This window comes from Neisseria weixii, from assembly GCF_002327085.1.
Classification (GTDB): Bacteria; Pseudomonadota; Gammaproteobacteria; order Burkholderiales; family Neisseriaceae; genus Neisseria; species Neisseria weixii.
Map to the genome: position 1 here is coordinate 697,259 of NZ_CP023429.1, position 22,910 is coordinate 720,168.

Here is a 22,910-nt window from a genome sequence, read left to right on the forward strand (position 1 = left end):
TTTCTCGATTATTTTCTGTGATATTGATATAATGATAAAAAAGGGAGCATTTATATGAGAATCGAAGCAGTAGACTTATTTTGTGGAGTAGGAGGCTTAACTGCAGGTTTGATAAAAGCAAACATTGTTGTAAAAGCAGGGTATGATATTGAAGAAAGCTGTGCTTTTCCATACGAACATAATAATAAAGGTGCCAAGTTTCATTTGAGAGATGTAAAAGATGTTTCAGGCAATGAAATTCTCAAACATTATTCGGATGGGGCTATTAAGCTTTTAGCAGGTTGCGCACCTTGCCAACCTTTCTCTACATATAATCAAGGAAAAGATGTAAGAAATGACACAAAATGGCCGTTACTATACGCCTTTTCGCGTTTAATTAAGGAAGTTAATCCTGAGCTTGTGACGATGGAGAATGTACCAGATGTTACAAAACATCAGGTATACCATGATTTTGTTGAAGAGCTTAGAAAAAAAGGTTATGAGATATGGGCAGCGAAAGTAAAATGTGCAGATTATGGAATTGCACAAATGCGACAACGTCATGTTTTACTGGCTTCTCGTATTGGCAATATTGAATTACTGCCTCCCACTCACGCCGATAATCATGTTACGGTCAGGGACATAATTGGTAAATTGCCTAAAATTACCTCAGGTGAGCAACATAAGACAGATATACTTCACAGAAGTTCTAGGCTAAATGATTTAAATATGAAACGTATTAGAGCCTCCAAACCAGGAGGCACATGGCTAGATTGGCCAAAAGAATTACGGGCGAATTGTCATACAAAGCGAAGTGGACAAACCTACAGAGGGGTATATGGCAGAATGGAATGGGATAAGCCTGCCCAACTATGACTACGTTATGTACCGGCTTTGGGAATGGCCGCTTTGGTCATCCGGAACAAGACCGTGCCATTTCATTACGCGAAGCAGCCTTGTTCCAGAGTTTTCCTGTAGATTATCAGTTTTTTCCGTCTGATGAGAAGCCTATTATTTCAGCTATTTCAAGAATGATAGGCAATGCGGTTCCTGTACGTCTAGGGGAGATTATTGGCTTAAGTTTTGTACATGGTATTGCTGCTTTAAAGAGTTGTTAATAATATCAAATAATCCATCGAAAAAGCCTTGGATGTTTTCAAAGTGCATTTTGATTTCATCAAGGCTTTTCTTTTGGCCAAATTCGGAAAAGGTCATACTTCCATGTGCTAGGCGATTACGTCCTGATTTAATTTCTAAAATTGATGATGGACGCTTCTTTTTGGAATCTGCATGAATCTTATAACGCCTTCTGGATTTGTCAGAAACAATATCATCTATTAGGCAGCTTTTTAAGCCCAATCCATCTAACTCAGTCTTTAATTTTCTAAAATCTACATTACCATTGAAATATTTATCATACGAAACTCCTTCATCGTCTTTTTCAGTAGCTAACTCCTTTGATTTCTTTAGCCATCCATCAATTAGTATCTTATCTATACTATCTTCTTTATTTGCATAATTGTCGAAATACTCCTTAAGATCATTCAATTTTAAATTACAATTAAAATTTATGATCGTATTACGCAATTTTTCTGATATTTCAGTTAATGCCCTTGAAGGTAATTCTCCATTTAAATACTCATGAATATCTTTCATTAGCGCTGTACTGATAGATTCAATAAAATTGTAAATCATGAGTACTGCACCGGCTTTCAAAGGATGAGTATCACACAGTTCTAATACTCTTTTCTGTTTCATTTTTCCCATATCTGACTTATATTCAATGACTGCTCCTTTGGACAACATAATCGCCAATAGACTTAAATGACGTTCAATTTCTTCTACTTTCTCGCTAAAGCAGCTGCTTACCTCCGGTAAGTAATGCCATTTTTTATTCATTTAACACCTAATAATTTATCTCGGACATATTCAATTCGACTTTTTACTTTATTTTTATCGTTGCTGGCATCTGAACGAGTGTGTGCTTTAAATTCAGCACTATATGGCCATTCTGGTAAAGTTGAGGGTGGTTTGAGATCAGGGTTTTTCCTAAGTGCTAAAATAATGCCTACGGAAAGGGCTTCAAATCGAATTCTAGGAACAGAATTATCATTAGGTTTTTTACGAAAGCCCTGATCTCCAAAAAGTTCTTGAGCAAAATTTAGCATTAGGATAAATTCACTTTCCAAATTTGCAAAATCGTGATCTTCTTGTTCAGCGTAGCCTTCTAGGAATTTATCTACACGGTGGTGAAAATTTAAATAATTATTTGAGTATGCAAAGAACCTTAGAATCAACTCTGGATACTCTGCACGTTTCTCTCTTGCCTGTGAAATAGGGCATAATTTTTTTAACAATCCATTCCCATTTTTAGGAGCATATTTGTCCCTTATATTGCTTAAGAATTTATAGAACGGTTGATCATCAGATCCAAATCGACGTTCCATATCATTCAAGCGTGTTCCACCGCTATTCAGACGATCGAATATTTCACGACGAGCTTCTTCATCTGCATGCTCAGTTAACTCTATCATGCGCAAGGTTTTACGATTAAAGCGAAGTTGGCGAGATTTACCAAAGTCAGTAAAGCGTAAACCATTTGCAGACGGCAACTTCTCTAGGCCATTCAATTGCAATTCACCAGTCAAAAAATTTACCAATGTTCGAATGCGTTGACTACCATCAACAATTTCCAACCTTCCATCATCATTTTGATTGGTATCTGCAACAAAAAGATATGGGATAGGTAAATTGAGTAGCATTGATTCAATGAAACGGGATTGTTGACTTTCAGTCCAAACAAATTCGCGCTGATAGTCAGGAATATAAAGCTCCGCCTCATCCTCTTCAAGGCCATTTATGAATTTTTCCACAATGACACTTACAGGAAATTCTCTTATTTCGTGATCCGTAATTTTTTGTTTTTCTTTAATTTCCTGCTCAAGAGTATCTAACTTCTCTGGCATGAATAGTTCTGTTTGCTTCATATATTGTTCTCCAGTAAATCCATACTTATCTTTTGTATACTTCGCGTCGATTACCGATTCGTACAACCAGAATTTTCATGATTCCGTCTTCGATTTTAGCGATGATTCGGCAATCACCTACCCGATATTTCCAGTAATCCCCTAATGCTGAGCCTTTGAGGGCTTCGCCGATACTTCTCGGGTCTTCGGATTTTGAAATTCTTTCGTGTAAGAATTTCAAAATCCGTATGGCCGTCTGCTTATCCAATTTTTTCAGCTCTTTTTCAGCCGATTTATCCAACTCAATCTTCCAAACCATAGTCCCTCATCACATCATTAAGCGACACGGTTTTGCTTTTACCGGCCTGAATGTCGGTATAGCGTTGCTCAGCTAGATAAAAATCTTCCAAGTCATCTAAATATTCGAGAATCGCTTCTCGGCATAATAGGTTTTGGTACGGCCAGTCTTCTCAGCCAAGACACTTAAGCGGTTTTCGATTTCTTGAGGCAAACGGATTGCAAGCATTTTTTCCTCCTTGCTATACATGTATAGCAAATTATAGCAGAGATAATGTTGTAAAAGGGTAGAATGTGTAAATCAGATTGCCGCATGGTCAAATAGAGTAGATAATTTATATGTGGATAAATAAAGTCCCTAATATATTAAATTACCCATTATTTGACTGATTCTGACATTAGACAATCAGGGTATGCCCAAATTAATCATAGGATTCGGTATGTATCCCGACAAATACGCACTCAGCCTGAAAGAAAACCTCTTCTTGGCCAAAAAGGTTCTTGTGGCGCAAATCCACAATCTCAGCCGCTTTGAAAACTGCCAGACCACGTTGTTGCAGACCGAACAGATTATCAACGGCCATAACGTTGCCTCAGCTTCTTTAGGCGATATTCAGACCATTCTCCACCTGAAGCGCGCGTATCAGTATGTGATACAGCACCTTTCAGACGGCCTGCCTGTGGATATTGCCCTGCTGAAGAAAATCAACAATATGGTGGCACAAGACGATTCGCTGGCTCCGGGCGAATTCCGCACCGGCTCCGTGGGCGTAACCTTGTTTGACGGTTCGCGCCATACGCCGCCGGTCATGGCCGAAGCGGAAGTGGCAGAACTGATGCACAGCATCGAAACGCACAGCGGCTCAACCACCGAAACCGCCATACGCACCATGCTGGCCTTAATGCGGCAGCAGGTTTTTTGGGACGGCAATAAACGCACGGCCACGCTGTTTGCCAATGCCCTGATGATGGCAAAAGGCTGTGGTATTTTGGAAATCGCCGAGGCAAAAATGCCCGAGTTCAACGAAAAACTGTCTGCCTTCTACCGCTCCGGCGATGACAGCGAAGTAGCGGCGTTCCTGTATCAGCACTGCATTTCGGGTATCGACTATTGAGGCCGGCTATGAAAGCAGCAAGAATCTACCAACGCGTCAGCACAGAAGCGCAAAATCTCGAGCGGCAGAATGCCCTGATTGAGAAAGCAAAGGCCGAAGGCTACTATATCGCCGGCGTTTATAAAGAAAAGGCTTCCGGTGTCCGAGCCGACCGCCCCGTGTTGAACCAATTGATTACCGACCTGCGACAAGGCGATGTCATCATCGCCGAGCATATCGACCGCATTACCCGCCTGCCGCTGGCAGAGGCGGAAAAGCTGGTCAACCGTATCCGTGAAAAAGGCGCGTTCCTTTCCATTCCCGGCATTATAGACCTGAGCCAAATCCAAACCGATTCCGAAATCGCCAAAATCGTTTTAGACAGCATACAAACCATGCTGCTGAAAATCGCCCTGCAAATGGCCAGAGACGACTACGAGCAGCGCAAACAACGGCAAGCTGCCGGCATTGCTGAAGCTAAGAAGCAAGGACGGTTCAAAGGTCGTGTAGCCGATAAAGCCAAACACAAACTGGTTATTGAACTGCGCCAGCACCATACAATCAAAGAAACTGCCAAATTGGCCGGATGTAGTGAAGCATTGGTCAAGCTCGTGATGAGACAATACAAAAACAGATTGAAAGGAAATTAGATGCCCATTCATTTAAATGAAGACGTGAGCAAACAAGTTGATTCCATATTTGCCCTCGAAGGCTTTCAGCCAACCGAAACCATGCAACGCATTCGCTTGGCTATTGCGGATGGTCGGGTAAGTAGAGAGCAAGTTACAGCTGAAATGCTTGAGTACGTTCAGCAAAATAAGGTATTTGAAGGATTCGCTGAATCGAGAACTTGGATATGAAAGCCTATGAGTAATCCTTATACTGATGAAAACGGCCTTTTTCATAATAAATTAGGTATTACGGATCAAACGGCATTAAATGAGTTTGAATACCACCATAGCGCAATGAAGGCTGAAGCCGTTCTTTCAGGTGAAATCAAGCTAGACCATAGCAGCTATGATTTAGCTCATTTGAAAGATATTCATAAAGCGTTATTTGGTGATATTTATGAGTGGGCTGGACAAGAAAGGACAAGACCGTCTGTAAAGGGAAATAATCTAAGCAAAACAGTTACATTCTTTTTAGAACCTGAAAAATTACAGGATAAATGGCAGGAAATCCAAAAGCTCACTCAAGAATTTTTGCAAGCTGAAAAACTGGATTTGAAGACGGCTAAGGAAAAATTGGTCGGCATCATGATTGAAGCCAATTATTCGCATCCGTTTCCAGAGGGAATGGCCGCACTTTGCAGGTTTTTATGACCCAGCTTGCAAACGAGCAAAATTTAAAAATGGATTATTCCAAAGTTGATGCCGAGATGTGGAACATGGCCAACGCGCTGAGTGTACCTCATTCCAAACGTTATGAAGGCCATTTAATTGATGTACCGCCCAACAAAGAAATGCTTGGGCGTATGATGGATAAAGTGATACAGGAGCCTACTCAATCTCAAAATCTCCAAATCCAATTTGAACAGCTTGATAAGGTATATCAGGAAAATCAACATTTGCTGTCACCTAAGCAGAAGTTAATTATTCATGAAGCTGAGAAAATTATTCAGCAATTACCGCCACAAGCACAATTACAAGCTAAGGTGAATTTGTATCAGAGCGTTTCAGAGGATATTCAAAAACATCCCAACAATTTGATGAGCCTGAAATTGATCGTTGATTTAAAAAAGCACCTTTGGATGAACCGACAAAAACTAAGCCCATGTTATACGACCAGGGTACTCGACTTGCCTATCCTTTCATGAACTCTTACTCAAAAAGAGAAATTCAATCATAAAAAAATCCCGCAGGAGGGGGCAAGTCGGGCTTGGGCTTGCCGGTGGCGCAGATGGCCGCAGGTATCGGAGCAGACGGCACGGTCAAGTCCGGCTTGGGGGCGTGGGGCCGTTTCTGCCGAACCTTGAGAGCCGGAAACGGGGCTGCTGCGGGATTTTTCGGCAGCTGCCGCTGGCTTTGGCCGCAGTATCCTTTCTTCAAAAAGGCCGTCTGAAAGATAAACCTGTTCTTCAGACGGCCTCTTTTCATCCGCTTAGTGGTGAACGATTATGTCGATTGTCCACCAAGTCCCAGCATAAGCAGTCTTAAAATCTTCTACTTTCCATTGAATTTCTTTATCATCAATACCTATATCATAGATATATTTCATGTCCGAATTCATAAAATATGTAGCATTGATACAACCTTTTCGGATACTTGCTTCAACATCGGCTACATTTTCAAGCATCAAAAGGTTAATGAGTGCTTGAGTATCCAGCCGAACGCCTTCAGGAATTTCACCTTTCAAGCAGTCTGAAAACAGCTTGTCATACTCTCCACGCGGCAGCAAAGCGAATGTCTCCGTCACCGTGCCGACACCGTAGTCATCACAAGTCTGCTTCAGCAAATCGTAAGTAAAATCCGAACTGCCTTTTAACGCACCTGCGAAAATCTCAATGCAGTCATCTGCCGTCAAACCTTCATTCAGCCCTGCAACATCGCGCCACACCGTGATGAATACGTCGCGTATCTGTCTCGGCTCGAGTGCTTCAATCAGGGGCACGATATGTCCCACCCTGTTTTTTTCTTCACGCATCATCCCATCCTTTTTCATGGTTTTTAATGCCCTTCGCTTTGGTTTCCCGTTCAAACCACGCGGCAGGGTCTGCGTAAAATTCGGGCGGAAATGCCAATGCCACATTAAAATCAATGTTCGTGTTCTGCCAAAACCAATGCGCCTCCACGTCAAAACTGCTGTAAAAACAGATTTCCAGACAGCACCCCATCAACGCATATTCAAACGAGCCGCTGACACTCCGTATCGTCGCATCCATATAGACCTTGACCTGTTTACGGTCATCGCCCGCTGCCATCAGCATTCGATGCAGACGGCAGTAAAGGTCGATGTCGAAAATGACGGTCATGTCTCGGTAGTATCCGCCCAAACAGTCAAGGTCTTCATCGGTGCAGTTGATACAGTCAAGCTCATCATCCAGTTCCGCCACCATCAGGCGGCGGCCGGCTTTATCGTATTCAAATCGGTATTTCATTTCGGTTTCCTTTCCGAGGTTTCAGACGGCCTTCAGACCGTCTGAAAAACAGAGTTACAAACGCCTTACCACCAACTGTCATAGAACACGGCCAGCCATGCGGCAATGGCGGCACGCGCATTTTCGATAAAGGCTTTGGTTTCGGTAATGTCTTCAGGGTAGATTTCTTCGCCACCGAAGAGAAAGCCGGGCGTATGCTCCAGTTTTCCGCCGTCTAAATCCGCTTCCAACCGCGCCAAGTCTTCAAGCTCCAGCCGAACGGTGCAGCAGTTGAACGATTCTTTGCTGCCGCCTTTCTCCCGATACAGCTTTTCCATCCAGCCATGCAGATGATTGAATTTGCGCCAGTAGGCAAAGTGCGTAAGCCCTGCCTGTTCCTGCTCTTCTTCACGCACATTCACATCGGTTTGACGGTCGCCGACAAACTCGGCACGCATGGTGTAGCCGTACATATCCAGTCCCATCGGATACTCCTTTCATCAAGGTTCGTTCATAAATAAACAACCATCGGGGGCAGCCGCCGCCGTGTTGTGATGTCGTAAAAAATTTCAAAGCGCAAAAAGTCCAGACTGGCTTTGTGCGGCTTTCATCTTTGTCCGGTTCGTCCTCTGCGGCGTAGTGGAAAAGGTGGAAGACGTGCAAAGACACTCGTCTTGGTCTGGACTTTTTGCGCTTTGAAATTTAGACATCAACCAACAACACGGCGGCGGCTGCCCCGATGGTTGTTCAAACCTTCAGCCGCTCTGCGGCGTTTCCGCTTTATATGGCGGAATTTAAAAAACGCGTTAGGGCGTTTTTTGGCACTCGTTGCCTATCCTGCGTTCTAGCAGAAATACACTTCTTTCTTAGGAAATATCCGTTTTTGAAGGAGGAGGTACGCGCGGAGGGGAGATGAATTAGTTCATTGGTTAGATATTGATGGTTTGAAGTAGATTAATTATAGTTTTAAATTAGATTGAATTAGATTATAAATAGGTTTATATTAGATTATAATTAGATTTTATATAATCCAATAACTAGCCTTTGTTAGGCTGAAATATAGTCTGAATTAGATGATATTGGATTGAAGATAGATTATATTGGATGTATAATAGGTTATAGATAGTTTTAATTAGACTGTGATTGGATATGGGTATTTCTGTTGAAAATTTTATGGCCGGTCAAACAGGGCAAGGCCGTCAATCAAAGCTGGAGCCGTTCAAAGCCGATATTTTGCTGCTCAAGAAAAACGGGGTTCCCAAAAGCAGATTCAGCAGTTTTTGGCGCAAAACGGTGTCCGTGCCGGGCTGACGACGATTAACTGGTTTATCCGCTCCCGGGGGCAGGAGACGGTTTCTGCGACGGTGAAAGTATCGAAAAAATCAGATGATGTTAATCAATTAACGGTTAAGCCGAAGACCGTTCCCGAGCCGGAACAGCAGTCAAACGATTCCGAACAGTCGCAGCTATCCCAACCCAGAAAATTCAGTTGGACAGCCACACCTCCCGATGACGACGAACTGTTCGGGACAAACCAAACTCCTGAACATCCGGAAAACCAAGAAAAAGCCGTCTGAACGGTTTCAGACGGCCTTATTTAAATCTTAACCGGAAAACTGTAACTCAATTCCCGATTGGTGCTTAATCGCCACAATCACAACGGTTTCAGGATCAATCCGATATAAAATGGTATAACCTGCATCTCCGAAGGAAACCGGCCATTCCCGGTATTCATCATCAAAAAAACGGCCGGCGGCAGGAAATTGTGCCAAACCTGCCAAAGCGTCCCTAACGGCTTTTACCGCATTTCGTGCAGCTTGTTCGTTTTTCAGTGCTAAAAAATCGTAGAGCCGTCGTAAATCAGCCGTCGCATGTTCGGTTAACATTACTTGTGGCATTTCAATTCCCCGGCTTCTCTTCCCTCAATAATTGCACCCATCCATACATTCGCCTCTTCCAACGTAACATGCAGGCCGGTTTCTTGATAGTGGGCCCAAGAAGCATCGGCTGCGGCACGTAAAGCAGCTTTCTGCTCCTCACGTTCCAAAAATTGGTTGACCGCTTCCCGCATCAACCAATGCACAGAGCGATCTTGGGTTTCGGCAACTGCTTTCAAACGGTCTCTGATTTCCAGCGGTAATTTGACGGCCACAGGCACGGTTTTCGGTTTCATTTTATTCTCCGAATAAAAGTATTAAAAGGTATTACCATTATATACTTTAGTAGGGTAATTTGGCGTGGCGGTATTAATTCTTTTAACCTTTAATGGGCAACTTGACTAGAAATAACTAGGCCGTCTGAAAATTTTCAGACGGCCTGGTTATTCAATATGCAAAGAAGTTAATTCCCGTTATCAAAGATTGCCCAATCCAATCAAAACAGAAATTTTTGCCCGGATTTCTTCCAATTCGCTGTCCGAGACCTTCCCTTTAAAACAGCTTGCCGGATACGCCAATCCAAACTTTTCACTTGGTCGGAAAGGGCAACATTCTTTCTGCTGCCGTCAATATTAACTTCAAAAGGATAACCTTTTACTTGAGTTGTCAGCGGACAGCAAATCAGCAACCCGGTGTTTTTGTTATAAGCCTTCGGAGTTAACACAACAGCCGGTCGATGTCCGGCCTGCTCATGCCCGGCTTGGGAGTAAAATTCAGCCAAATAATATCCCCTACATCCGGTATATAGTTTTTGCTCATAACAATTCCTTGCCGACGGGTTCGCCGCTCGAAATTTCCTGATGAAGGTTGTCATCGGTAATGGCAGACAGAAGCTGATCCAAGCAATACCTGCTTTTAACAGGTTCAATCACAATTTTGCCGTTTTCTTCGCGAACATCGACCAGCGCATCAGCTTTTAACTGCAATGCTGCCAAGATGGAAGCAGGAATCCGAACACCTACGCTGTTCCCCCATTTTTTAATAGCCAGTTGCATTGTTCTCTCCTTCTTAATCTTAAGCATGTTATACATTGTATAACTTTCTTTGCTAGTATACAAGGTTCGGGTCGTCTGAAAATTTCAGACGGCCTTTTTGTTGCAAATACAATTAAAAAAATAATTCTGCACTTGGCGCAGTAAAAATATCGCTTGTAATACAAATATATCCTGCGTTCTAGCAGAAATACACTTCTTTCTTAGAAAATATCCGTTTTTGAAGGAGGAGGTACGCGCGGAGGGAGATGGATTAGCTCATTAGTTAGATATTGATAGTTTGAAGTAGATTAATTATAGTTTTAAATTAGATTGAATTAGATTATAAATAGGTTTATATTAGATTATAATTAGATTTTATATAATCCAATAACTAGCCTTTGTTAGGCTGAAATATAGTCTGAATTAGATGATATTGGATTGAAGATAGATTATATTGGATGTATAATAGGTTATAGATAGTTTTAATTAGACTGTGATTGGATATGGGTATTTCTGTTGAAAATTTTATGGCCGGTCAAACAGGGCAAGGCCGTCAATCGAAGCTGAAGCCGTTCAAAGCCGATATTTTGCTGCTCAAGAAAAACGGGTTTTCCCAAAAGCAGATTCAGCAGTTTTTGGCGCAAAACGGTGTCCGTGCCGGACTGACGACGATTAACTGGTTTATCCGCTCCCGGGGCAGGAGACGGTTTCTGCGACGGTGAAAGTATCGAAAAAATCAGATGATGTTAATCAATTAACGGTTAAGCCGAAGACCGTTCCCGAGCCGGAACAGCAGTCAAACGATTCCGAACAGTCGCAGCTATCCCAACCCAGAAAATTCAGTTGGACTGACATACCACCTGATGACGATGAATTGTTCGGGATAAACCAAACTCCTGAACATCCGGCAAAACAAGAAGAAGCCGTCTGAACGCTTTCAGATGGCCTTTGATTCGGTTATTGAGCAGTAGCGATCTGTTTAAATACAATCTATAATTAGCTAACTGAACTAAGTAAAGGCGTCGCCATGTTCCATGCAAATATCCATCAGGCAAAAACCAATCTCAGCCAATTGATTCAAAAAGCCGAGGCTGGGGAAACCGTCATTATTGCCAAAGCGGGAAAACCATGTGTCCAATTGACCGGTATTATCAAACAGGAACGGAAAGCAGGCAGCCTGAAAAAATTCAGCCATGCCCAAAATACCGATATTTCCCGAATCCTTGAAAGTGATAGCGATACCGCAGATTTATTTGAGACATCTTCCCTATGAGAAAAATCCTATTGGATACGCACGTTGTGCTGTGGTGGGTATTGGATGACGGGAAATTAGGCAAAAATGCCCGCAAACTGATCGAAAACCCCAACAATCTGATTTTTGTCAGTGCTGCGAGTATTTGGGAGATTTCAATCAAGCTGAATAAAAGATTGCTGAAACTGCCCGAAGAGTTTTTTGATGTGATAGGGCAAGAGGATTTTGAGAATCTCCCTATAGATTTCTTCCACGCCAAGCAGGCCGGACTGCTTCCTGCGATACATCAAGATCCTTTTGACAGGATGCTGATTGCCCAGACCCAAGCGGAAGGTTTGGAACTGATGACCGTTGACGGATATATCCGCAATACGGAATCAGGGTTATTGATGCAGGCAAATGAAAATTCATCTTTAATAATAAGGCCGTCTGAAATTTCAGACGGCTTTTTACCACTCGGATTCTAAAAATCATCAACAGGCCATTTTTGCCATTGAGGGAGTATTGCAATGACATTCAGTACATTTTCTTTGTCAATTTGATATATAAGACGGTAACGAAGCGGATACAGCTCTCGGGTATCCTTAACGGTTCCGGGTTTGCCCATTTTGGGTTGGGTGGCCGCCAACTCAAGCAGCCGTTCAATTTCCCAAAAAGCCTTTTGCGCAGAGACTGTTCCGGCAAAATCTTTCCTTGCTTCAAGCAGCTTATCCAATTGTTCGACGGCGCGTTCGGACCAATTGATATTCATTCAGATGGCTCCTCAGCCGCCCACAAAGCAAATTTCGCTTCCATTTTTCTACGAACTTCAGAATCACCGGTTATCCGTCCTGCTGCAATATCAGCCAAGCCTTTTTCGACTTCGGCTCGGACATAAGCTTCATAACGCTGCTTCTCAATATAATCGCGCATAAACTCACGTACAAGCTGGGAAGCGTTTCGATCCGACTGCCGTGCAGCTTCCATAAAAGCTTCTTTTTCCGTATCGGGAACATTCATGATGAATTGAGCCATGTTATATCTCCTGATTAAATGAATATATATAAAATATATATACAAACCGCAGAAACTGCAAGTGTGTTGTATCCATACCGCTACTTATCCACAAAACCTGTATATATCCCCCCTCAAAAACAGCACATCTATCCACTAAATCCCATATCCACAATGATTGAGACGGTTGCACAAAAATCAGGCACTTTAAGTGTCTGAAAGGGTCTCTGAAAGGGCTGTCTGTATAGTGATCGGCTTTAGCGTACAAAGACCTTTGTCTTAACTGTACATTGTACTTTGCAATAATTGTACAAAGACATGATTTATAAAGGTTTTTAAAACGCAGTTTCTACGAAGCCGAAACGGCTTTTCAGACGGCCTGAAACCTTAAAATCATCAAAACGGCATAAAAAAACGGCCGATACAGGGTATCAGCCGTAAAAAACTGCCCGAGCCAGGCTCAAAAGCAGGGTGAAGACGGATTTTAGGCAGGTTTGGACAGCACGAAAGCGCAACAAGGCTTCAGACCTTATTGCGCTGAGTTATTTTTTTAGTTTCCGCTTTTTCAGATATTCCTGTATGGCTTGATAGCCTTCGTTTTGGCGGACAGCCTCCTTGTCGGGTGGCGGTTTGTTCTCTTCTTCCAGTTTGGCTTTATATTCGGCCTCCCGCTCACGTTTTACCTGTTCCGCCTGTTCCCGTACGGTTTTTTCAGACGGCCTGTACGGTTGGTTTTTGTCATTAAAGAAGAATCCTATCCAACCCGTCAGAACCGATTTTTCCATAATCGGCTTCAGATCCAGCTTTTTATTGTGCAGTTCCGCCAGTTGCTTCACGGCTTTCTTTTTCATGGAATGGCCGGCCGTTTTGCCTTTCTCGGCCACCATATCCAGCCAGTCGTGCCAAAGTTTGAGCGGGATAAATTTGGGAATACGGAAATTGTCGCGGTCATAGTGATGTTTGCTGTCGGTTTTCGGTACGGCAACGCCGCGTAATCCGCAGATTTTGGCCAGCAGCACTTCACGGTTGATATACCAGTGCATTTTGCCGTGGATGCCGCCGCGCCGGTATTGAACCAAACCCTGTTCCAACAGGATACGGCGCACCTTCTCATAGCCGCGCCGGGTCAGGCCCAGTTCTTTTTTCAGGTGGTCGGCAGTCTTATAAACCCAGCCCTGTTTTTTAGGTTCTTTATCAGCCACGTCGCTCCACCAAAACAGGTTGGACAGGAATGAGGCCGTCTGAAAATCGTGCGCGCACAGGGGCATAAATTCATCATAGACTTGGATGAATTTGTCTTGGAGGTAGAGGCGCAGGTCGGCGATGAACATTGCAGATAGCCCTATTTTTTTGGCTTATAGGCTTTAGCAATTGCCTCCACCGTCACTTCATTATTGGTGTATTCCGAGATTTTAATTGCCGTTTCAAGTGGAGCTTTTTTCCTGCCACTCGCAATTTGGGAAATCCATGTGTAGTTAATGTCTAAATCCTTAGCCATTGTTGTTACCCGACCACGGCGTTGTTTCAACCATTCTCGTAATGTGCGTTCGCTCATCAGTATTTGCCTACTATCGAAAAATTTGAGTTTATATGTTACCTATGGCTAATAAATAAATCAACAACTGAATGATTGTAGTTTCCCAAAGGAAAATAATTGGCAGCGATAATTAAAAAATGAATACACTTGCTGATAGAATCAAACAACGTTTGTCAGACTTGGATAAAACACAAGCTGATTTAGCCAAATATTGCAAAGTTAAACCGCCTTCTGTCTCTAAATGGTTGAGTGGTGGCACTAAAACGCTACAAGGACAGAATCTGCTTCGCGCTTCTGAATTCTTGGAATGTGATCCAGATTGGTTGGCTAGTGGCAAAGGATTTTGGGCTGATACTAAAAATGGAAATATAAAACCTCATGAATCTGTTACGTCCCCTATACAGTCAAAATGCTTGGAGAAGATATTCTTGCGCAATATCTGATTAATACGTCTGATATTGCGGCCAATATATCTTATATTGAATATACTGAAGACCAATACAGAAGAATTTTTACAGCAAAAAATCCTAGCAGCCTCAGGTTAACTAATATCAAAGTAGACAATATGTCGGGTACATTGGAACCCGGTGATTTGGTATTTGTAGATATTTCTACCAATCGATATGATGGAGATGGGATTTACTTATTTATAGTAGGCAATCACTTACATCTAAAAAGATTACAAATGGCTGGAAGTAATCTGTTAGTTATTTCTGATAATCGGCAATATAAAAGCTGGGAAATTTCTCCTAAAGATAAATCTACTATGGTCGTTGTTGGAAAGGTTCTTCTTGGCCAGTCACAGATATTTCAAAGATTTTAAAAGCCATAAAATAGAGAAAATTATGAAATCAGAAGTTGTCTTTGAAGATAGATTTTTTCAACTTGTATGCTATTCAGGTATTGTTGCTGATGCAAATACTAAAATTAGTACCCATGTTTCAGGTGGCGGTTTTGATTATGTATCCATCAAAAGCACAACGCATGAAACATCGGAGTTTTTTCTACTTGATGATGAAGGTAATGAGAGTTGCTTTAGGATGAATAACTGGGGAGTCTCAATGAGACCTGGGCATAATGTCCAAGTGTATGCTTTGTTCGATAAACGAAAAAAACTTGGGGAATATGTACTTGTAAAAAATGATAATTTAAATGAGACTGCCCTAATTTATATAATATAAAATTAGTGATAAAACAGAAATATAAATGGCCAGCAATATGGGCGACATTATTTTTACTCTTTGGTTTCCCAGGAATTTTGAAATTTATATTGCCTCCCGTTTTATCAATTTTTCCTTCGCTTGAAAAAGCTCTAAACCCAGTTGTGTTTCCATTGTATGTAGCCTTATTGGCAGCAGTTTTTATAATTTATCAGATCAAAAGTCATTTGACTTTCTCCTCTATTAGGAAAGCCTTATTAGCTGAAGTTTCAAGAAAATGATAGAAGTTTTTGAATGAAGCCCCGAATTCTCGGGGCTTTTATTTTTTAAAAAATAAAGTTATTTAAATTCAATGCTATGCGGTAATTAGAATGTAAAATATTAGCCAAGGCTAATATTTTTCTTGCAAATAATGTTACCTATGGCTAATATATCGATAACAAGCTCTTTAACAACCAGCCTTTAAATGCCTATGCCGCACCGCCGTCTGTGTCGTTGTCGTGTGGGAAAATCATTTGTGGCTGAATTTAACGTAGCAACCGTTCGGAGGCAGAACAGCCTTTGTCAAATCGGACAAACGGTTGCGGGTATCGTCAACATACCTGAAAGAAAAAAGACCGACTAACCGGTAGCGCGGGTGCGTCCGGGTCAAGCGGTCTGTTGAACGGAAAAAATCGGAACGTAATTCCGATGTTGGGCAAATCTGCGGAGAAGCCCTGACTGACAATTTGACTTGATAAAACTGCCTCTGTCGGGCAGATGTAGGGCGGTAATGCCCTTTGCGCGTGTCCGGTAACACGCATTTTCAGACGGCCTCACACGCCGTCTTCGGTCTGTATCCAGACCCAAGCCCGTTTGATGAAGCGGGTTTCAGTATGGGTACGGTCATTATAGCACTAAGACTGCTGTAATAATGACAAAAGTTATTTTTAGGAAGGTTGAAATGGAAACCAAGTATTTTGTGTCTGACGACGGCAACCGTCATGGTTTGTTTGATTCGCTTGAACTGGCTGAGCATTATATCTTGAAGAAGAACGGCTGGACGGACAGCGAGATTGCCGAAAAATGGGCGTTCGTAAAAAAGAAGCCCGAAAATACGGCGGAGACCCGTTTTCTTCTAATGGCCGTCATTCGTTGTGGTTTATCGACGAACTGAAACTTTCAGACGGCGTGATTATGGAAGTAGATGGGCAGTTGTTTGACGATTATGTCGAAAGTATTAGTGCCGAGCGCGGGACGGAAGAGTTTGCGGAAACGAAACGGCGGATGGTTGGGTATTATTTGGGAGGGTGAGATGGAAAATAACCGTGGGCAAAAGATACTGGTTCTGTCCGTATTACTTGCCCGGGAAGCATTTACCGTTATCAGAAATCTCGGCTTCGGGCGTGGCGGTTTGTACGATTCGGAAAACCGGCCTGTCAAGAATTTGGATATTTGCGATTTGCGGCAACGGCTGAATCCGGCAGGGCAATTGGCCGAAGCATTGCACAACCTGCCTACGGGTCGAAGTATGGACGATGTTGCCTTTACGGTACGGTGTATGGAGCGTTTTTTGCTGCTGAATCCGCAATATGCGGATGGACGTTACTATTTTAGGGCGTATTTGGACGAAATCAGGGCATTAGTTCCCGATATTGATGATTTAGTGTTTGGAAATGATGAGTGAGAAAGTCATGGCAGGCATAAATATTGCATCCGGTTCTGCCCGCAGCTTGCTGTAAGAGCATGGCATTCTGACGGGTTTTACTGAACACCGGTAAATATTCCGCTCCGTTGGCAAGTAGCCAAATGGTTCTTGTCAGGCTATCGGAGAAAACAATGCCTTTATCTTTATCAAAAGTTAACTCACTGATGACTGGAACGGGAGATTTTCTGCCTTGATTGAACAGAAATCCCGTATTCTGAAATTTTCTGTCTTTACACCACAATATTTCATTTCCTAAATGATAGTTTGGGTAGTCCTCATCATTTTTCGACATACGCCACGCATCGAGAAATAAGGTGGTGTCAAGCAGCAGGATATATCCGCTGTGGTAAGGGTAATCATGAAATGGCAGGAACATATATACTGTTCTGCTTTTAACCGGGATTTCAAAAATCAAAATGGGTTCGACTGGAGAACTGTTATTGAGTGTAAATTCGTATTTAATATCCCAATCAAGTTTTAATGGTTTAAGTTCCATGGGCATTTCCTGTTTCGTGGAAAGAGAAGATGTGGTAATCCAATCTTAACACAGGCAGCGGAATGCCCGCCTATGGCAAAGGCCGTCTGAAAGTGTGTGTTTCAGACGGCCTTTTCTTTACTCTTAAAACCGAAAGGAACCTTCATGCTGGAAAACTTTGAAAAACGCCTGTTGGCCGATTTTCTCGGCGAGCATTGGCAGATGTTTGTGGATTTTTGTGAAATGAACGGTAATGCCGGATACGCGGATACCATTGCCGACAAGTTGGAAAACCAATCCTGAATGTGGAAGGAGATTGAAATGTTTGCGAAAAAAAGCCGTCTGAAAAAATGTCGTGAACGTCTGCTCGGGCGTTACGGTTCGATGAAAGCCGCGTCCAAACAGGTGGATTTGCTGATGCGCGGCAATATGGATTTGTGTGTGAACATCGTGCAGGTCGGCCATCAATTTGAAGTCCGCACAATCGCGTGGCAATGAAAAAACCGCTTTGTTTCCAAAGCGGCTTTTTCTTAGGAGAAACGGATAATCTCGTAGGGGTACGGTGATTATCCTTTTTTTCGTCTATCAATGCAATGGGAGTGAATATGAAGAAGTGTTTACCTGCGGCGGCCGTGGCCGTTGCGCTGATGGCGGCTTTGCCGGCTCAGGCAGACGATCTGCTGACCGGCGATGTCCGTTTGGCTTGCGAAGCCATTCTGTGTTTGTCGTCAGGCGACAGGCCGTCTGAATGCACGGATTCGTTGCGCCGCTATTTCAGTATCAAACATAAACGGCTGCACAAAACCATTACCGCGCGTAAGAATTTTTTAAAGCTCTGTCCTACCTCTAATAATCAGGGCATGCCTGAATTGGTCAATGCCGTTGCTGAAGGAGCGGGCCGTTGCGACGCGAAGGAACTGAACCGCGTTATGCGTTATACGGTACAGGTTCGGCAATGTCCGCGTTATCACTATTCCCGTGACCGGGACAGTTGCCCGATTGTCAGCAAAACCTATATCCGTCCGTCTAAGCCGTCGTATTGCAAAGCCTACTTTGAGCATGGATGGACAACGGCCGGTGATGCCGTCCGCTATGTCGGCGAAGAGAAAAACGGCGGCAGATGGGTGGATGTGCGTTAAGTTCACTCCTGCTTCAACATTCGGCATAAAGTGTTAAAGCAGTTTTGGCAGCCTCAATCGGGGCTGCTTTTTTTACAAACGAAAGCGGCTTTTTCAGAAGCGGGTTATTGCCTGACAGAAAGAAACTTGTTACCATGAATGCGCTGTTCAATAGCAGCGCAGGCTTGGCGGCCTGTTTCTTTTATTGCTGATACAAGGCTTTTCACATGTATGCCATTACCTTTGACTTAGATACAAAAGAACTTGAAAAACGGTATCCTTCGGCTTCATGGCGGAAGGCATACGACGATATTGCCGACTTCTTAACCGACTACGGTTTTACTCGGCAACAAGGATCGGTCTATTTTGGCGACGATACCGTTGATGCCGTAACCTGTGTTACCGCAGTGCAAGATTTAAGTACAGAATATGCTTGGTTGGAAGAGTCGGTAAAAGACATCCGCATGCTCCGTATCGAAGAGCGCAATGACCTAATGCCTGCCATAAAAAAAAACCTTCGCCGTAAGCGCAATAAGACAAATCTCAAAATGGTTGGTTGAGAATTTCCCAAAACCGTCAGAAATGTTCGTACGGTTTCTAACTTAACAAACCATTACAAAACCCGTTTTCAGCCGAAAACGGTTTTTTTTATTGCCTGACCGAAAGAAACTTGCTACTATGAATACGCTGTTCAATAGCAGCGCAGGCTTGGCGGCCTGTTTCTTTCCAACGGCACACAATGCCGCTTTTGCGGTTTTTTGTTTGCAAATTCAATCCGTTTCAGTTTTCCCCAAATTCGGGGAAATCCCTACGGGGCGAGCTAGGCAGGACACCGCAAGGTGTGCTGCGACCGTTGGAGCAGTCCGCCAACCTGCCTAGTTTCCGCCCCTCCCAGCTTGGCGGCTGGAGACGGAAGTTTAAAATCCAACGGAGCAAACAAAATGAATTCAAAAAACCTCATTCCCGTATTCAACGGCAAAATTTCCGACTCCGAAACCCTACTTTGCGATGCGCGCAAACTGCATAAGTTTTTGCAGGTCACAAGGCCGTCTGAAACTGTTTCAAAATCAAACCCGCTTTAATTAAGGCGGGTTTGGTTTTGGTAACATGGAAAAACCATTGACAAACCGCCGCAGAACAGGCACGATGACCGCACTATTTCGTTCTAGCGGTTCATATCGCACCCGTCAGTTGCGGCTTTTTACGCCTGAAATTTCTGTTTCAGGCCGCCATCTTGCAATGACGGGTCCAGAGAGCCTAATACAATACCCGCAAGGGGAATAAGTTCCGCCGTCTAGAACCGGTAGTTGAAGCCCGCCCACCTAAAATCCGCGATTTGCGGTTTTTTTATTGCCTGACAGAAAGAAACTTGCTACTATGAATGCGCTGTTCAATAGCAGCGCAGGCTTGGCGGCCTGTTTCTCTCGTATCAGGCACACAATGCCGCTTTTGCGGTTTTTTGTTTGCATAACGCGCCCCTATGGGCAGGCGCGTGTAGGAAGCCGCAAGGCTTGCCGTGTCTGATACCACGGTCCGCCAACCCGCACGTTTCTTGCCCACCTCAGGCCGTCTGAAACTGTTTCAAAACCAAACCCGCTTTAATCAAGGCGGGTTTGGTTTTGGTAACACGGAAAAACCATTGACAAACCGCCGCAAAACAGGCACGATAGCCGCACTACTAAAACGTTAGCGGTTCATTCGCACCCGTCAGTTGCGGCTTTTTTATGCCTGAAATTTCCGTTTCAGGCCGCCATCTTGCAATGGCGGGTTGAGAGAGCCTAATACAATACCCGCAAGGGGAATAAGTTCCGCCGTCTAACGTCGGTAGTTGAAGCCCGCCCACCCACTAAGTGGGCAATTTGAAACTAAAACGTTAGGAGTTCAGCAATGAACAATCAAAACCTCATTCCCGTATTCAGCGGCAAACTTTCCGATTCCGAAACCTTGCTTTGCGATGCGCGCAAACTGCACGGATTTTTGCAGGTATCCAGTCGTTTTAACGACTGGATTAAAAACCGTATTAACGAGTACGGATTTCAGGAAAATCAAGACTTTTTGAGTTTTACTAAAAATTCAGTAAAACCCAAAGGAGGCAGAGCGGCAACCGAATACCACATCACGCTGGACATGGCCAAAGAACTGGCGATGGTCGAGCGCAACGAACAAGGCCGCGCCGCACGCCGCTATTTCATCGAGTGCGAGAAAAAGCTGCATCAAGCGCAAAGGCCGTCTGAAAAGAAACGGCTCCCCGCCACAGTCAAACGCCGAATCCGCAACCGTGAAGACCTGTCGTTTACCCGACGGGACGGACAGGGACGGCTGATCAACTGGGTTCCGCCTGTCGATGAAAGGGGGCTGTACGATTGGGGCGAAGCCTACGCCGTCGGCGAAGCATGGTTTGACGAAGTTATCGAACTGGCCGGCAACAATCCCGAATCCGCTTATCACGCGCTGTCGTTTTCGCCACGCTATATGTCGGAATATGCGCGTAATGTGGCCAGACAGGGTTTGGGCTTTATCGAAGGCTTCTTCGATAAAATGGCACGCTATACGCTGGCCGGTATTTTGGAACACCGCAACGGTGTGTCGTTTCCGTTTCAACGTACGATGAACCGCGCGGTAGATTTGGAGGTTTATTTGAAACAGGCTGCGCCGTTATCTGATGACGAATTGCGCTGGAGAGCATGGACGGAAAGCGAACATTGCCGATACAGATGTTATGAAAACAAATTGACCGAATTGTCGGAATTGGTCCGATAAGTACAGGCCGTCTGAAATTTTCAGACGGCTTTTTTTACAAACGAAAGCCTGTTCGGACGAGCAGGTTTCTTTTTGTGAAAAACATACGCAAACAAAACGAAAGGTTTATGCTATGAAAGAAGTCCATTTCATCGTGCAAGGTAAAGGCGGTGTCGGTAAGTCGCTGTCTTCAACGATTCTTGCCCAGTATTTGAAAGCCAAAGCCGCTAATGATACTGTCCATTGCTTTGACACCGATCCTGTCAATAAGACGTTTAGCCGCTTTAAGGAACTCAAGCCCGAAATGGTTAAGATTCTGACGGAAAACAATACCATCAACACCCGTGTGTTTGACGGGCTGATGGAAAAAATCATCAATGAAAAAGGTATCGGTGTGGTGGATAACGGCGCGGCTACATTTGTGCCGCTGATGTCGTACATCGCAGAAAACCATGTTGACGAGTTGCTGAAAGAAGAAAAAATACGCCTGGTACTGCATGTGCCGGTAACGGGCGGGCAGGATTTGCGTGACTGTCTGTCCGGCCTGAAACAGACCGCCGAAGGGATTGATGCCGATATTGTGGTTTGGCTCAACGAATACAAAGGCGAAATCAAAGCACCGGACGGCAAAGGGTTCACGGAACTGCCTGTCTATCAGGAACATAAATCGAAAATTATCGGCATGATCAACTTGGGGCTGCGCAATCCCGATACCTACGGTAAAGACATCGAAGTGATGGTCAGCAACAGTTTGACTTTTGACGAGGCCATCCGGTCGTTCGGCATCATGGAGCGTCAACGCCTCAAAACCGTGCAACGTGAATTGTACGGACAACTGGACAAAATCCCGTTCTTGGCTACCGGGACGGAGCCGGCAAAAACCGTAGTAAAACCGAACGGACAAGAGGCGTGATATGGCTAAACAGGCAGATGTAGAAGCCATCATTAACGATGTATTCCGCGTTTCAGGCATCAAGTTGACGGCAGATGACCCCGTTATCGCTATTCTGTTGGTGCAGGAAGCCCGTCTGAAAGCCTTGTTTGAAGAGCAGCGTATCGGCATTCGGCACAGCTTGGCCGAGTACGCGGCGGAAATGGACGATGCGCTGAAAGAAACGGTGGCGGCGGCGAAAGAGTTAAAAACCTATCGGGAGCAGATTTTGGCAGACTTATTGGCCAAAAGCGACGGGCAGCTTCAAGATGCCGAAGGCCGTATTTATGCGGCCATGCAGCCGAAGATTGCGGCTCAGAACAAGGCGTTGGCAGACGAAATTGCCGCCAAGACGAACCGGTCTTGGCTGGCTGCTTTTTTGGTTTTCTGCTTGTTGAGCCTGTTACTGAAATTTATTTGAGAGGTTAGCCATGCTGATAGAAGAAAAGGCAGTTGTAGCTACGGTCAAAGTCAATCCGTCGTTTGTTCCGACGGAAGACCGGTTTCCGCACTACCGGCTGGTTCCGCTCGATACGGACAGGCAGGGTTATCTCTGCCTGATTTTCTATATCGGTCCGGACAGTTTCCTGATGTTGGAGCCGCGCATCAAACGGTATGCGGCTCTTAAAAAGTTGTCGTTATGGCTTGAAAACGCGGATTATGAGATTTACGAAATTATGCGAAAAGGGTAGCTT

Annotated in this window: 43 protein-coding genes and 1 pseudogene; 27 read left to right on the forward strand and 17 right to left on the reverse strand. The window is 44.0% G+C overall.

Annotated elements, in window-relative coordinates:
* The first annotated feature begins 54 nt into the window (after positions 1-54).
* Both CGZ65_RS03470 and CGZ65_RS15070 read left to right on the forward strand, forming a co-directional pair.
* Positions 55-855, forward strand: a complete 801-nt coding sequence (locus CGZ65_RS03470) for a DNA cytosine methyltransferase (RefSeq protein WP_198345333.1) — start codon at positions 55-57, stop codon at positions 853-855.
* Positions 852-1,097, forward strand: coding sequence for a DNA cytosine methyltransferase (locus CGZ65_RS15070; protein WP_198345334.1), 246 nt, complete (start codon positions 852-854; stop codon positions 1,095-1,097). Before CGZ65_RS03470 ends, CGZ65_RS15070 begins: the two co-directional genes overlap by 4 nt.
* Here the strand turns inward: CGZ65_RS15070 and CGZ65_RS03475 are convergent.
* From CGZ65_RS03475 to CGZ65_RS15075, 5 genes are read right to left on the reverse strand one after another with little or no spacing between them, the layout of a single operon-like run.
* Positions 1,048-1,878: an MAE_28990/MAE_18760 family HEPN-like nuclease gene (locus tag CGZ65_RS03475; RefSeq protein ID WP_096294836.1), complete on the reverse strand. Its 831-nt coding sequence runs from the start codon at positions 1,876-1,878 to the stop codon at positions 1,048-1,050. The genes CGZ65_RS15070 and CGZ65_RS03475 overlap by 50 nt on opposite strands.
* Positions 1,875-2,966: a DUF262 domain-containing protein gene (locus CGZ65_RS03480; protein ID WP_096294837.1), complete on the reverse strand. Its 1,092-nt coding sequence runs from the start codon at positions 2,964-2,966 to the stop codon at positions 1,875-1,877. Before CGZ65_RS03480 ends, CGZ65_RS03475 begins: the two co-directional genes overlap by 4 nt.
* 25 nt (positions 2,967-2,991) lie before the next feature.
* Positions 2,992-3,264 carry a type II toxin-antitoxin system RelE family toxin gene (locus CGZ65_RS03485; RefSeq protein ID WP_096294838.1) on the reverse strand — a complete coding sequence of 91 codons (273 nt, stop codon included), beginning with the start codon at positions 3,262-3,264 and terminating at the stop codon, positions 2,992-2,994.
* Complete coding sequence (locus tag CGZ65_RS15320) at positions 3,248-3,355, reverse strand: hypothetical protein (protein ID WP_463139855.1); 108 nt, start codon at positions 3,353-3,355, stop codon at positions 3,248-3,250. The genes CGZ65_RS03485 and CGZ65_RS15320 overlap by 17 nt, the downstream gene beginning before the upstream one ends.
* A gap of 5 nt (positions 3,356-3,360) precedes the next feature.
* Complete coding sequence (locus tag CGZ65_RS15075; RefSeq protein WP_415906965.1) at positions 3,361-3,492, reverse strand: TraY domain-containing protein; 132 nt, start codon at positions 3,490-3,492, stop codon at positions 3,361-3,363.
* A gap of 190 nt (positions 3,493-3,682) precedes the next feature.
* On the opposite strand from CGZ65_RS15075, the gene CGZ65_RS03495 reads away from it, so the two are divergent.
* From CGZ65_RS03495 to CGZ65_RS03515, 5 genes are read left to right on the forward strand one after another with little or no spacing between them, the layout of a single operon-like run.
* Entirely contained in the window at positions 3,683-4,357 is a 675-nt protein-coding gene (locus CGZ65_RS03495; RefSeq protein WP_096294839.1) for a Fic family protein, read from the forward strand.
* Positions 4,358-4,365: 8 nt separating this feature from the next.
* Positions 4,366-4,986: a recombinase family protein gene (locus tag CGZ65_RS03500; RefSeq protein ID WP_089036151.1), complete on the forward strand. Its 621-nt coding sequence runs from the start codon at positions 4,366-4,368 to the stop codon at positions 4,984-4,986.
* Positions 4,987-5,196 carry a hypothetical protein gene (locus CGZ65_RS03505; protein WP_096294840.1) on the forward strand — a complete coding sequence of 70 codons (210 nt, stop codon included), beginning with the start codon at positions 4,987-4,989 and terminating at the stop codon, positions 5,194-5,196.
* Positions 5,197-5,202: 6 nt separating this feature from the next.
* The gene (locus tag CGZ65_RS03510) at positions 5,203-5,658 is read left to right on the forward strand and encodes a Fic family protein (RefSeq protein ID WP_096294841.1); all 456 of its coding nucleotides are present in this window, start codon (positions 5,203-5,205) and stop codon (positions 5,656-5,658) included.
* A complete protein-coding gene (locus CGZ65_RS03515; protein WP_096294842.1) occupies positions 5,655-6,152 on the forward strand; it encodes a DUF4113 domain-containing protein in 498 nt (165 codons plus the stop codon). The genes CGZ65_RS03510 and CGZ65_RS03515 overlap by 4 nt, the downstream gene beginning before the upstream one ends.
* A gap of 284 nt (positions 6,153-6,436) precedes the next feature.
* Here CGZ65_RS03515 and CGZ65_RS03525 read toward each other — a convergent pair whose 3' ends face one another.
* From CGZ65_RS03525 to CGZ65_RS03535, 3 genes are all read right to left on the reverse strand, one after another.
* On the reverse strand, positions 6,437-6,982 hold the full coding sequence (locus CGZ65_RS03525) for a hypothetical protein (RefSeq protein ID WP_096296083.1): 546 nt from the start codon (positions 6,980-6,982) through the stop codon (positions 6,437-6,439).
* The gene (locus CGZ65_RS03530) at positions 6,972-7,433 is read right to left on the reverse strand and encodes a hypothetical protein (RefSeq protein WP_096294844.1); all 462 of its coding nucleotides are present in this window, start codon (positions 7,431-7,433) and stop codon (positions 6,972-6,974) included. The genes CGZ65_RS03525 and CGZ65_RS03530 overlap by 11 nt, the downstream gene beginning before the upstream one ends.
* Before the next feature lie 65 nt (positions 7,434-7,498).
* On the reverse strand, positions 7,499-7,897 hold the full coding sequence (locus CGZ65_RS03535) for a phosphoglycerate kinase (RefSeq protein WP_096294845.1): 399 nt from the start codon (positions 7,895-7,897) through the stop codon (positions 7,499-7,501).
* A gap of 795 nt (positions 7,898-8,692) precedes the next feature.
* Between CGZ65_RS03535 and CGZ65_RS03540 the strand changes: the two genes are divergently transcribed.
* Positions 8,693-8,989, forward strand: coding sequence for a hypothetical protein (locus CGZ65_RS03540; protein WP_157742691.1), 297 nt, complete (start codon positions 8,693-8,695; stop codon positions 8,987-8,989).
* Positions 8,990-9,016: 27 nt separating this feature from the next.
* Here CGZ65_RS03540 and CGZ65_RS03545 read toward each other — a convergent pair whose 3' ends face one another.
* The 4 genes from CGZ65_RS03545 to CGZ65_RS03560 form a co-directional block, all read right to left on the reverse strand.
* Positions 9,017-9,310, reverse strand: coding sequence for a type II toxin-antitoxin system RelE/ParE family toxin (locus tag CGZ65_RS03545; protein WP_096294847.1), 294 nt, complete (start codon positions 9,308-9,310; stop codon positions 9,017-9,019).
* The gene (locus CGZ65_RS03550; protein WP_096294848.1) at positions 9,298-9,585 is read right to left on the reverse strand and encodes a CopG family ribbon-helix-helix protein; all 288 of its coding nucleotides are present in this window, start codon (positions 9,583-9,585) and stop codon (positions 9,298-9,300) included. The genes CGZ65_RS03545 and CGZ65_RS03550 overlap by 13 nt, the downstream gene beginning before the upstream one ends.
* A 200-nt stretch (positions 9,586-9,785) precedes the next feature.
* Complete coding sequence (locus tag CGZ65_RS03555; protein ID WP_232507512.1) at positions 9,786-10,070, reverse strand: type II toxin-antitoxin system PemK/MazF family toxin; 285 nt, start codon at positions 10,068-10,070, stop codon at positions 9,786-9,788.
* A 34-nt stretch (positions 10,071-10,104) separates the two neighbouring features.
* Positions 10,105-10,344, reverse strand: a complete 240-nt coding sequence (locus tag CGZ65_RS03560; protein WP_096294849.1) for an AbrB/MazE/SpoVT family DNA-binding domain-containing protein — start codon at positions 10,342-10,344, stop codon at positions 10,105-10,107.
* Between the two features lie 506 nt (positions 10,345-10,850).
* Here CGZ65_RS03560 and CGZ65_RS03565 point away from each other — a divergent pair.
* The 4 genes and pseudogenes from CGZ65_RS03565 to CGZ65_RS03580 all read left to right on the forward strand — a co-directional run bounded on the left by CGZ65_RS03565 (position 10,851) and on the right by CGZ65_RS03580 (position 11,978).
* Positions 10,851-11,045, forward strand: a complete 195-nt coding sequence (locus CGZ65_RS03565) for a hypothetical protein (protein ID WP_157742692.1) — start codon at positions 10,851-10,853, stop codon at positions 11,043-11,045.
* Positions 11,042-11,254: a hypothetical protein gene (locus tag CGZ65_RS03570; protein ID WP_096294851.1), complete on the forward strand. Its 213-nt coding sequence runs from the start codon at positions 11,042-11,044 to the stop codon at positions 11,252-11,254. The genes CGZ65_RS03565 and CGZ65_RS03570 overlap by 4 nt, the downstream gene beginning before the upstream one ends.
* A gap of 96 nt (positions 11,255-11,350) precedes the next feature.
* Positions 11,351-11,596, forward strand: coding sequence for a type II toxin-antitoxin system Phd/YefM family antitoxin (locus CGZ65_RS03575; protein WP_096294852.1), 246 nt, complete (start codon positions 11,351-11,353; stop codon positions 11,594-11,596).
* Positions 11,593-11,978, forward strand: a pseudogene (locus CGZ65_RS03580) (type II toxin-antitoxin system VapC family toxin). Before CGZ65_RS03575 ends, CGZ65_RS03580 begins: the two are co-directional and overlap by 4 nt.
* A 60-nt stretch (positions 11,979-12,038) precedes the next feature.
* Here the strand turns inward: CGZ65_RS03580 and CGZ65_RS03585 are convergent.
* The 4 genes from CGZ65_RS03585 to CGZ65_RS03600 form a co-directional block, all read right to left on the reverse strand.
* Positions 12,039-12,326 carry a type II toxin-antitoxin system RelE/ParE family toxin gene (locus CGZ65_RS03585; protein WP_096294853.1) on the reverse strand — a complete coding sequence of 96 codons (288 nt, stop codon included), beginning with the start codon at positions 12,324-12,326 and terminating at the stop codon, positions 12,039-12,041.
* Positions 12,323-12,589 carry a hypothetical protein gene (locus tag CGZ65_RS03590; RefSeq protein WP_096294854.1) on the reverse strand — a complete coding sequence of 89 codons (267 nt, stop codon included), beginning with the start codon at positions 12,587-12,589 and terminating at the stop codon, positions 12,323-12,325. Before CGZ65_RS03590 ends, CGZ65_RS03585 begins: the two co-directional genes overlap by 4 nt.
* A gap of 521 nt (positions 12,590-13,110) precedes the next feature.
* Positions 13,111-13,899 carry a hypothetical protein gene (locus CGZ65_RS03595; protein WP_096294855.1) on the reverse strand — a complete coding sequence of 263 codons (789 nt, stop codon included), beginning with the start codon at positions 13,897-13,899 and terminating at the stop codon, positions 13,111-13,113.
* Between the two features lie 11 nt (positions 13,900-13,910).
* Positions 13,911-14,123, reverse strand: a complete 213-nt coding sequence (locus CGZ65_RS03600) for a helix-turn-helix domain-containing protein (RefSeq protein ID WP_096294856.1) — start codon at positions 14,121-14,123, stop codon at positions 13,911-13,913.
* Between the two features lie 119 nt (positions 14,124-14,242).
* On the opposite strand from CGZ65_RS03600, the gene CGZ65_RS03605 reads away from it, so the two are divergent.
* From CGZ65_RS03605 to CGZ65_RS12720, 6 genes are all read left to right on the forward strand, one after another.
* Positions 14,243-14,548 carry a helix-turn-helix domain-containing protein gene (locus tag CGZ65_RS03605; protein ID WP_096294857.1) on the forward strand — a complete coding sequence of 102 codons (306 nt, stop codon included), beginning with the start codon at positions 14,243-14,245 and terminating at the stop codon, positions 14,546-14,548.
* Positions 14,515-14,928, forward strand: coding sequence for a S24 family peptidase (locus CGZ65_RS03610; protein ID WP_096294858.1), 414 nt, complete (start codon positions 14,515-14,517; stop codon positions 14,926-14,928). The genes CGZ65_RS03605 and CGZ65_RS03610 overlap by 34 nt, the downstream gene beginning before the upstream one ends.
* A 22-nt stretch (positions 14,929-14,950) precedes the next feature.
* Entirely contained in the window at positions 14,951-15,286 is a 336-nt protein-coding gene (locus tag CGZ65_RS03615; RefSeq protein ID WP_096294859.1) for a hypothetical protein, read from the forward strand.
* 922 nt (positions 15,287-16,208) lie between these two features.
* Positions 16,209-16,421 (forward strand): hypothetical protein, encoded by a 213-nt coding sequence (locus CGZ65_RS03620; RefSeq protein WP_096294860.1) that lies wholly within the window; start codon positions 16,209-16,211, stop codon positions 16,419-16,421.
* Positions 16,400-16,558, forward strand: a complete 159-nt coding sequence (locus tag CGZ65_RS12715; RefSeq protein ID WP_157742693.1) for a hypothetical protein — start codon at positions 16,400-16,402, stop codon at positions 16,556-16,558. Before CGZ65_RS03620 ends, CGZ65_RS12715 begins: the two co-directional genes overlap by 22 nt.
* Positions 16,536-16,931: a hypothetical protein gene (locus CGZ65_RS12720; RefSeq protein WP_157742694.1), complete on the forward strand. Its 396-nt coding sequence runs from the start codon at positions 16,536-16,538 to the stop codon at positions 16,929-16,931. Before CGZ65_RS12715 ends, CGZ65_RS12720 begins: the two co-directional genes overlap by 23 nt.
* On the opposite strand, the gene CGZ65_RS03625 is transcribed toward CGZ65_RS12720, so the two are convergent.
* Positions 16,879-17,448: a plasmid fertility inhibition factor family protein gene (locus tag CGZ65_RS03625; RefSeq protein WP_096294861.1), complete on the reverse strand. Its 570-nt coding sequence runs from the start codon at positions 17,446-17,448 to the stop codon at positions 16,879-16,881. The two genes, CGZ65_RS12720 and CGZ65_RS03625, sit on opposite strands and share 53 nt — an antisense overlap.
* A 144-nt stretch (positions 17,449-17,592) precedes the next feature.
* Here CGZ65_RS03625 and CGZ65_RS12725 point away from each other — a divergent pair, with 144 nt between their 5' ends.
* The 9 genes from CGZ65_RS12725 to CGZ65_RS03655 all read left to right on the forward strand — a co-directional run bounded on the left by CGZ65_RS12725 (position 17,593) and on the right by CGZ65_RS03655 (position 22,907).
* A complete protein-coding gene (locus CGZ65_RS12725) occupies positions 17,593-17,730 on the forward strand; it encodes a hypothetical protein (RefSeq protein WP_157742695.1) in 138 nt (45 codons plus the stop codon).
* A gap of 18 nt (positions 17,731-17,748) precedes the next feature.
* Positions 17,749-17,925, forward strand: a complete 177-nt coding sequence (locus tag CGZ65_RS13175; protein WP_198345335.1) for a hypothetical protein — start codon at positions 17,749-17,751, stop codon at positions 17,923-17,925.
* Between the two features lie 107 nt (positions 17,926-18,032).
* Positions 18,033-18,566: a TrbM/KikA/MpfK family conjugal transfer protein gene (locus CGZ65_RS03630; RefSeq protein WP_096296084.1), complete on the forward strand. Its 534-nt coding sequence runs from the start codon at positions 18,033-18,035 to the stop codon at positions 18,564-18,566.
* Positions 18,567-18,772: 206 nt separating this feature from the next.
* Positions 18,773-19,105, forward strand: coding sequence for a virulence factor (locus CGZ65_RS03635; protein ID WP_096294862.1), 333 nt, complete (start codon positions 18,773-18,775; stop codon positions 19,103-19,105).
* A gap of 956 nt (positions 19,106-20,061) precedes the next feature.
* Positions 20,062-20,235, forward strand: a complete 174-nt coding sequence (locus CGZ65_RS12730) for a hypothetical protein (protein ID WP_157742696.1) — start codon at positions 20,062-20,064, stop codon at positions 20,233-20,235.
* Positions 20,236-20,432: 197 nt separating this feature from the next.
* Entirely contained in the window at positions 20,433-21,305 is an 873-nt protein-coding gene (locus tag CGZ65_RS03640; protein WP_096294863.1) for an antA/AntB antirepressor family protein, read from the forward strand.
* A 112-nt stretch (positions 21,306-21,417) separates the two neighbouring features.
* Entirely contained in the window at positions 21,418-22,197 is a 780-nt protein-coding gene (locus tag CGZ65_RS03645; RefSeq protein WP_157742697.1) for a nucleotide-binding protein, read from the forward strand.
* Between the two features lies 1 nt (position 22,198).
* Complete coding sequence (locus tag CGZ65_RS03650; protein ID WP_096294864.1) at positions 22,199-22,636, forward strand: hypothetical protein; 438 nt, start codon at positions 22,199-22,201, stop codon at positions 22,634-22,636.
* Positions 22,637-22,646: 10 nt separating this feature from the next.
* Positions 22,647-22,907, forward strand: coding sequence for a lipopolysaccharide heptosyltransferase (locus tag CGZ65_RS03655; RefSeq protein WP_096294865.1), 261 nt, complete (start codon positions 22,647-22,649; stop codon positions 22,905-22,907).
* Positions 22,908-22,910 lie beyond the last annotated feature (3 nt).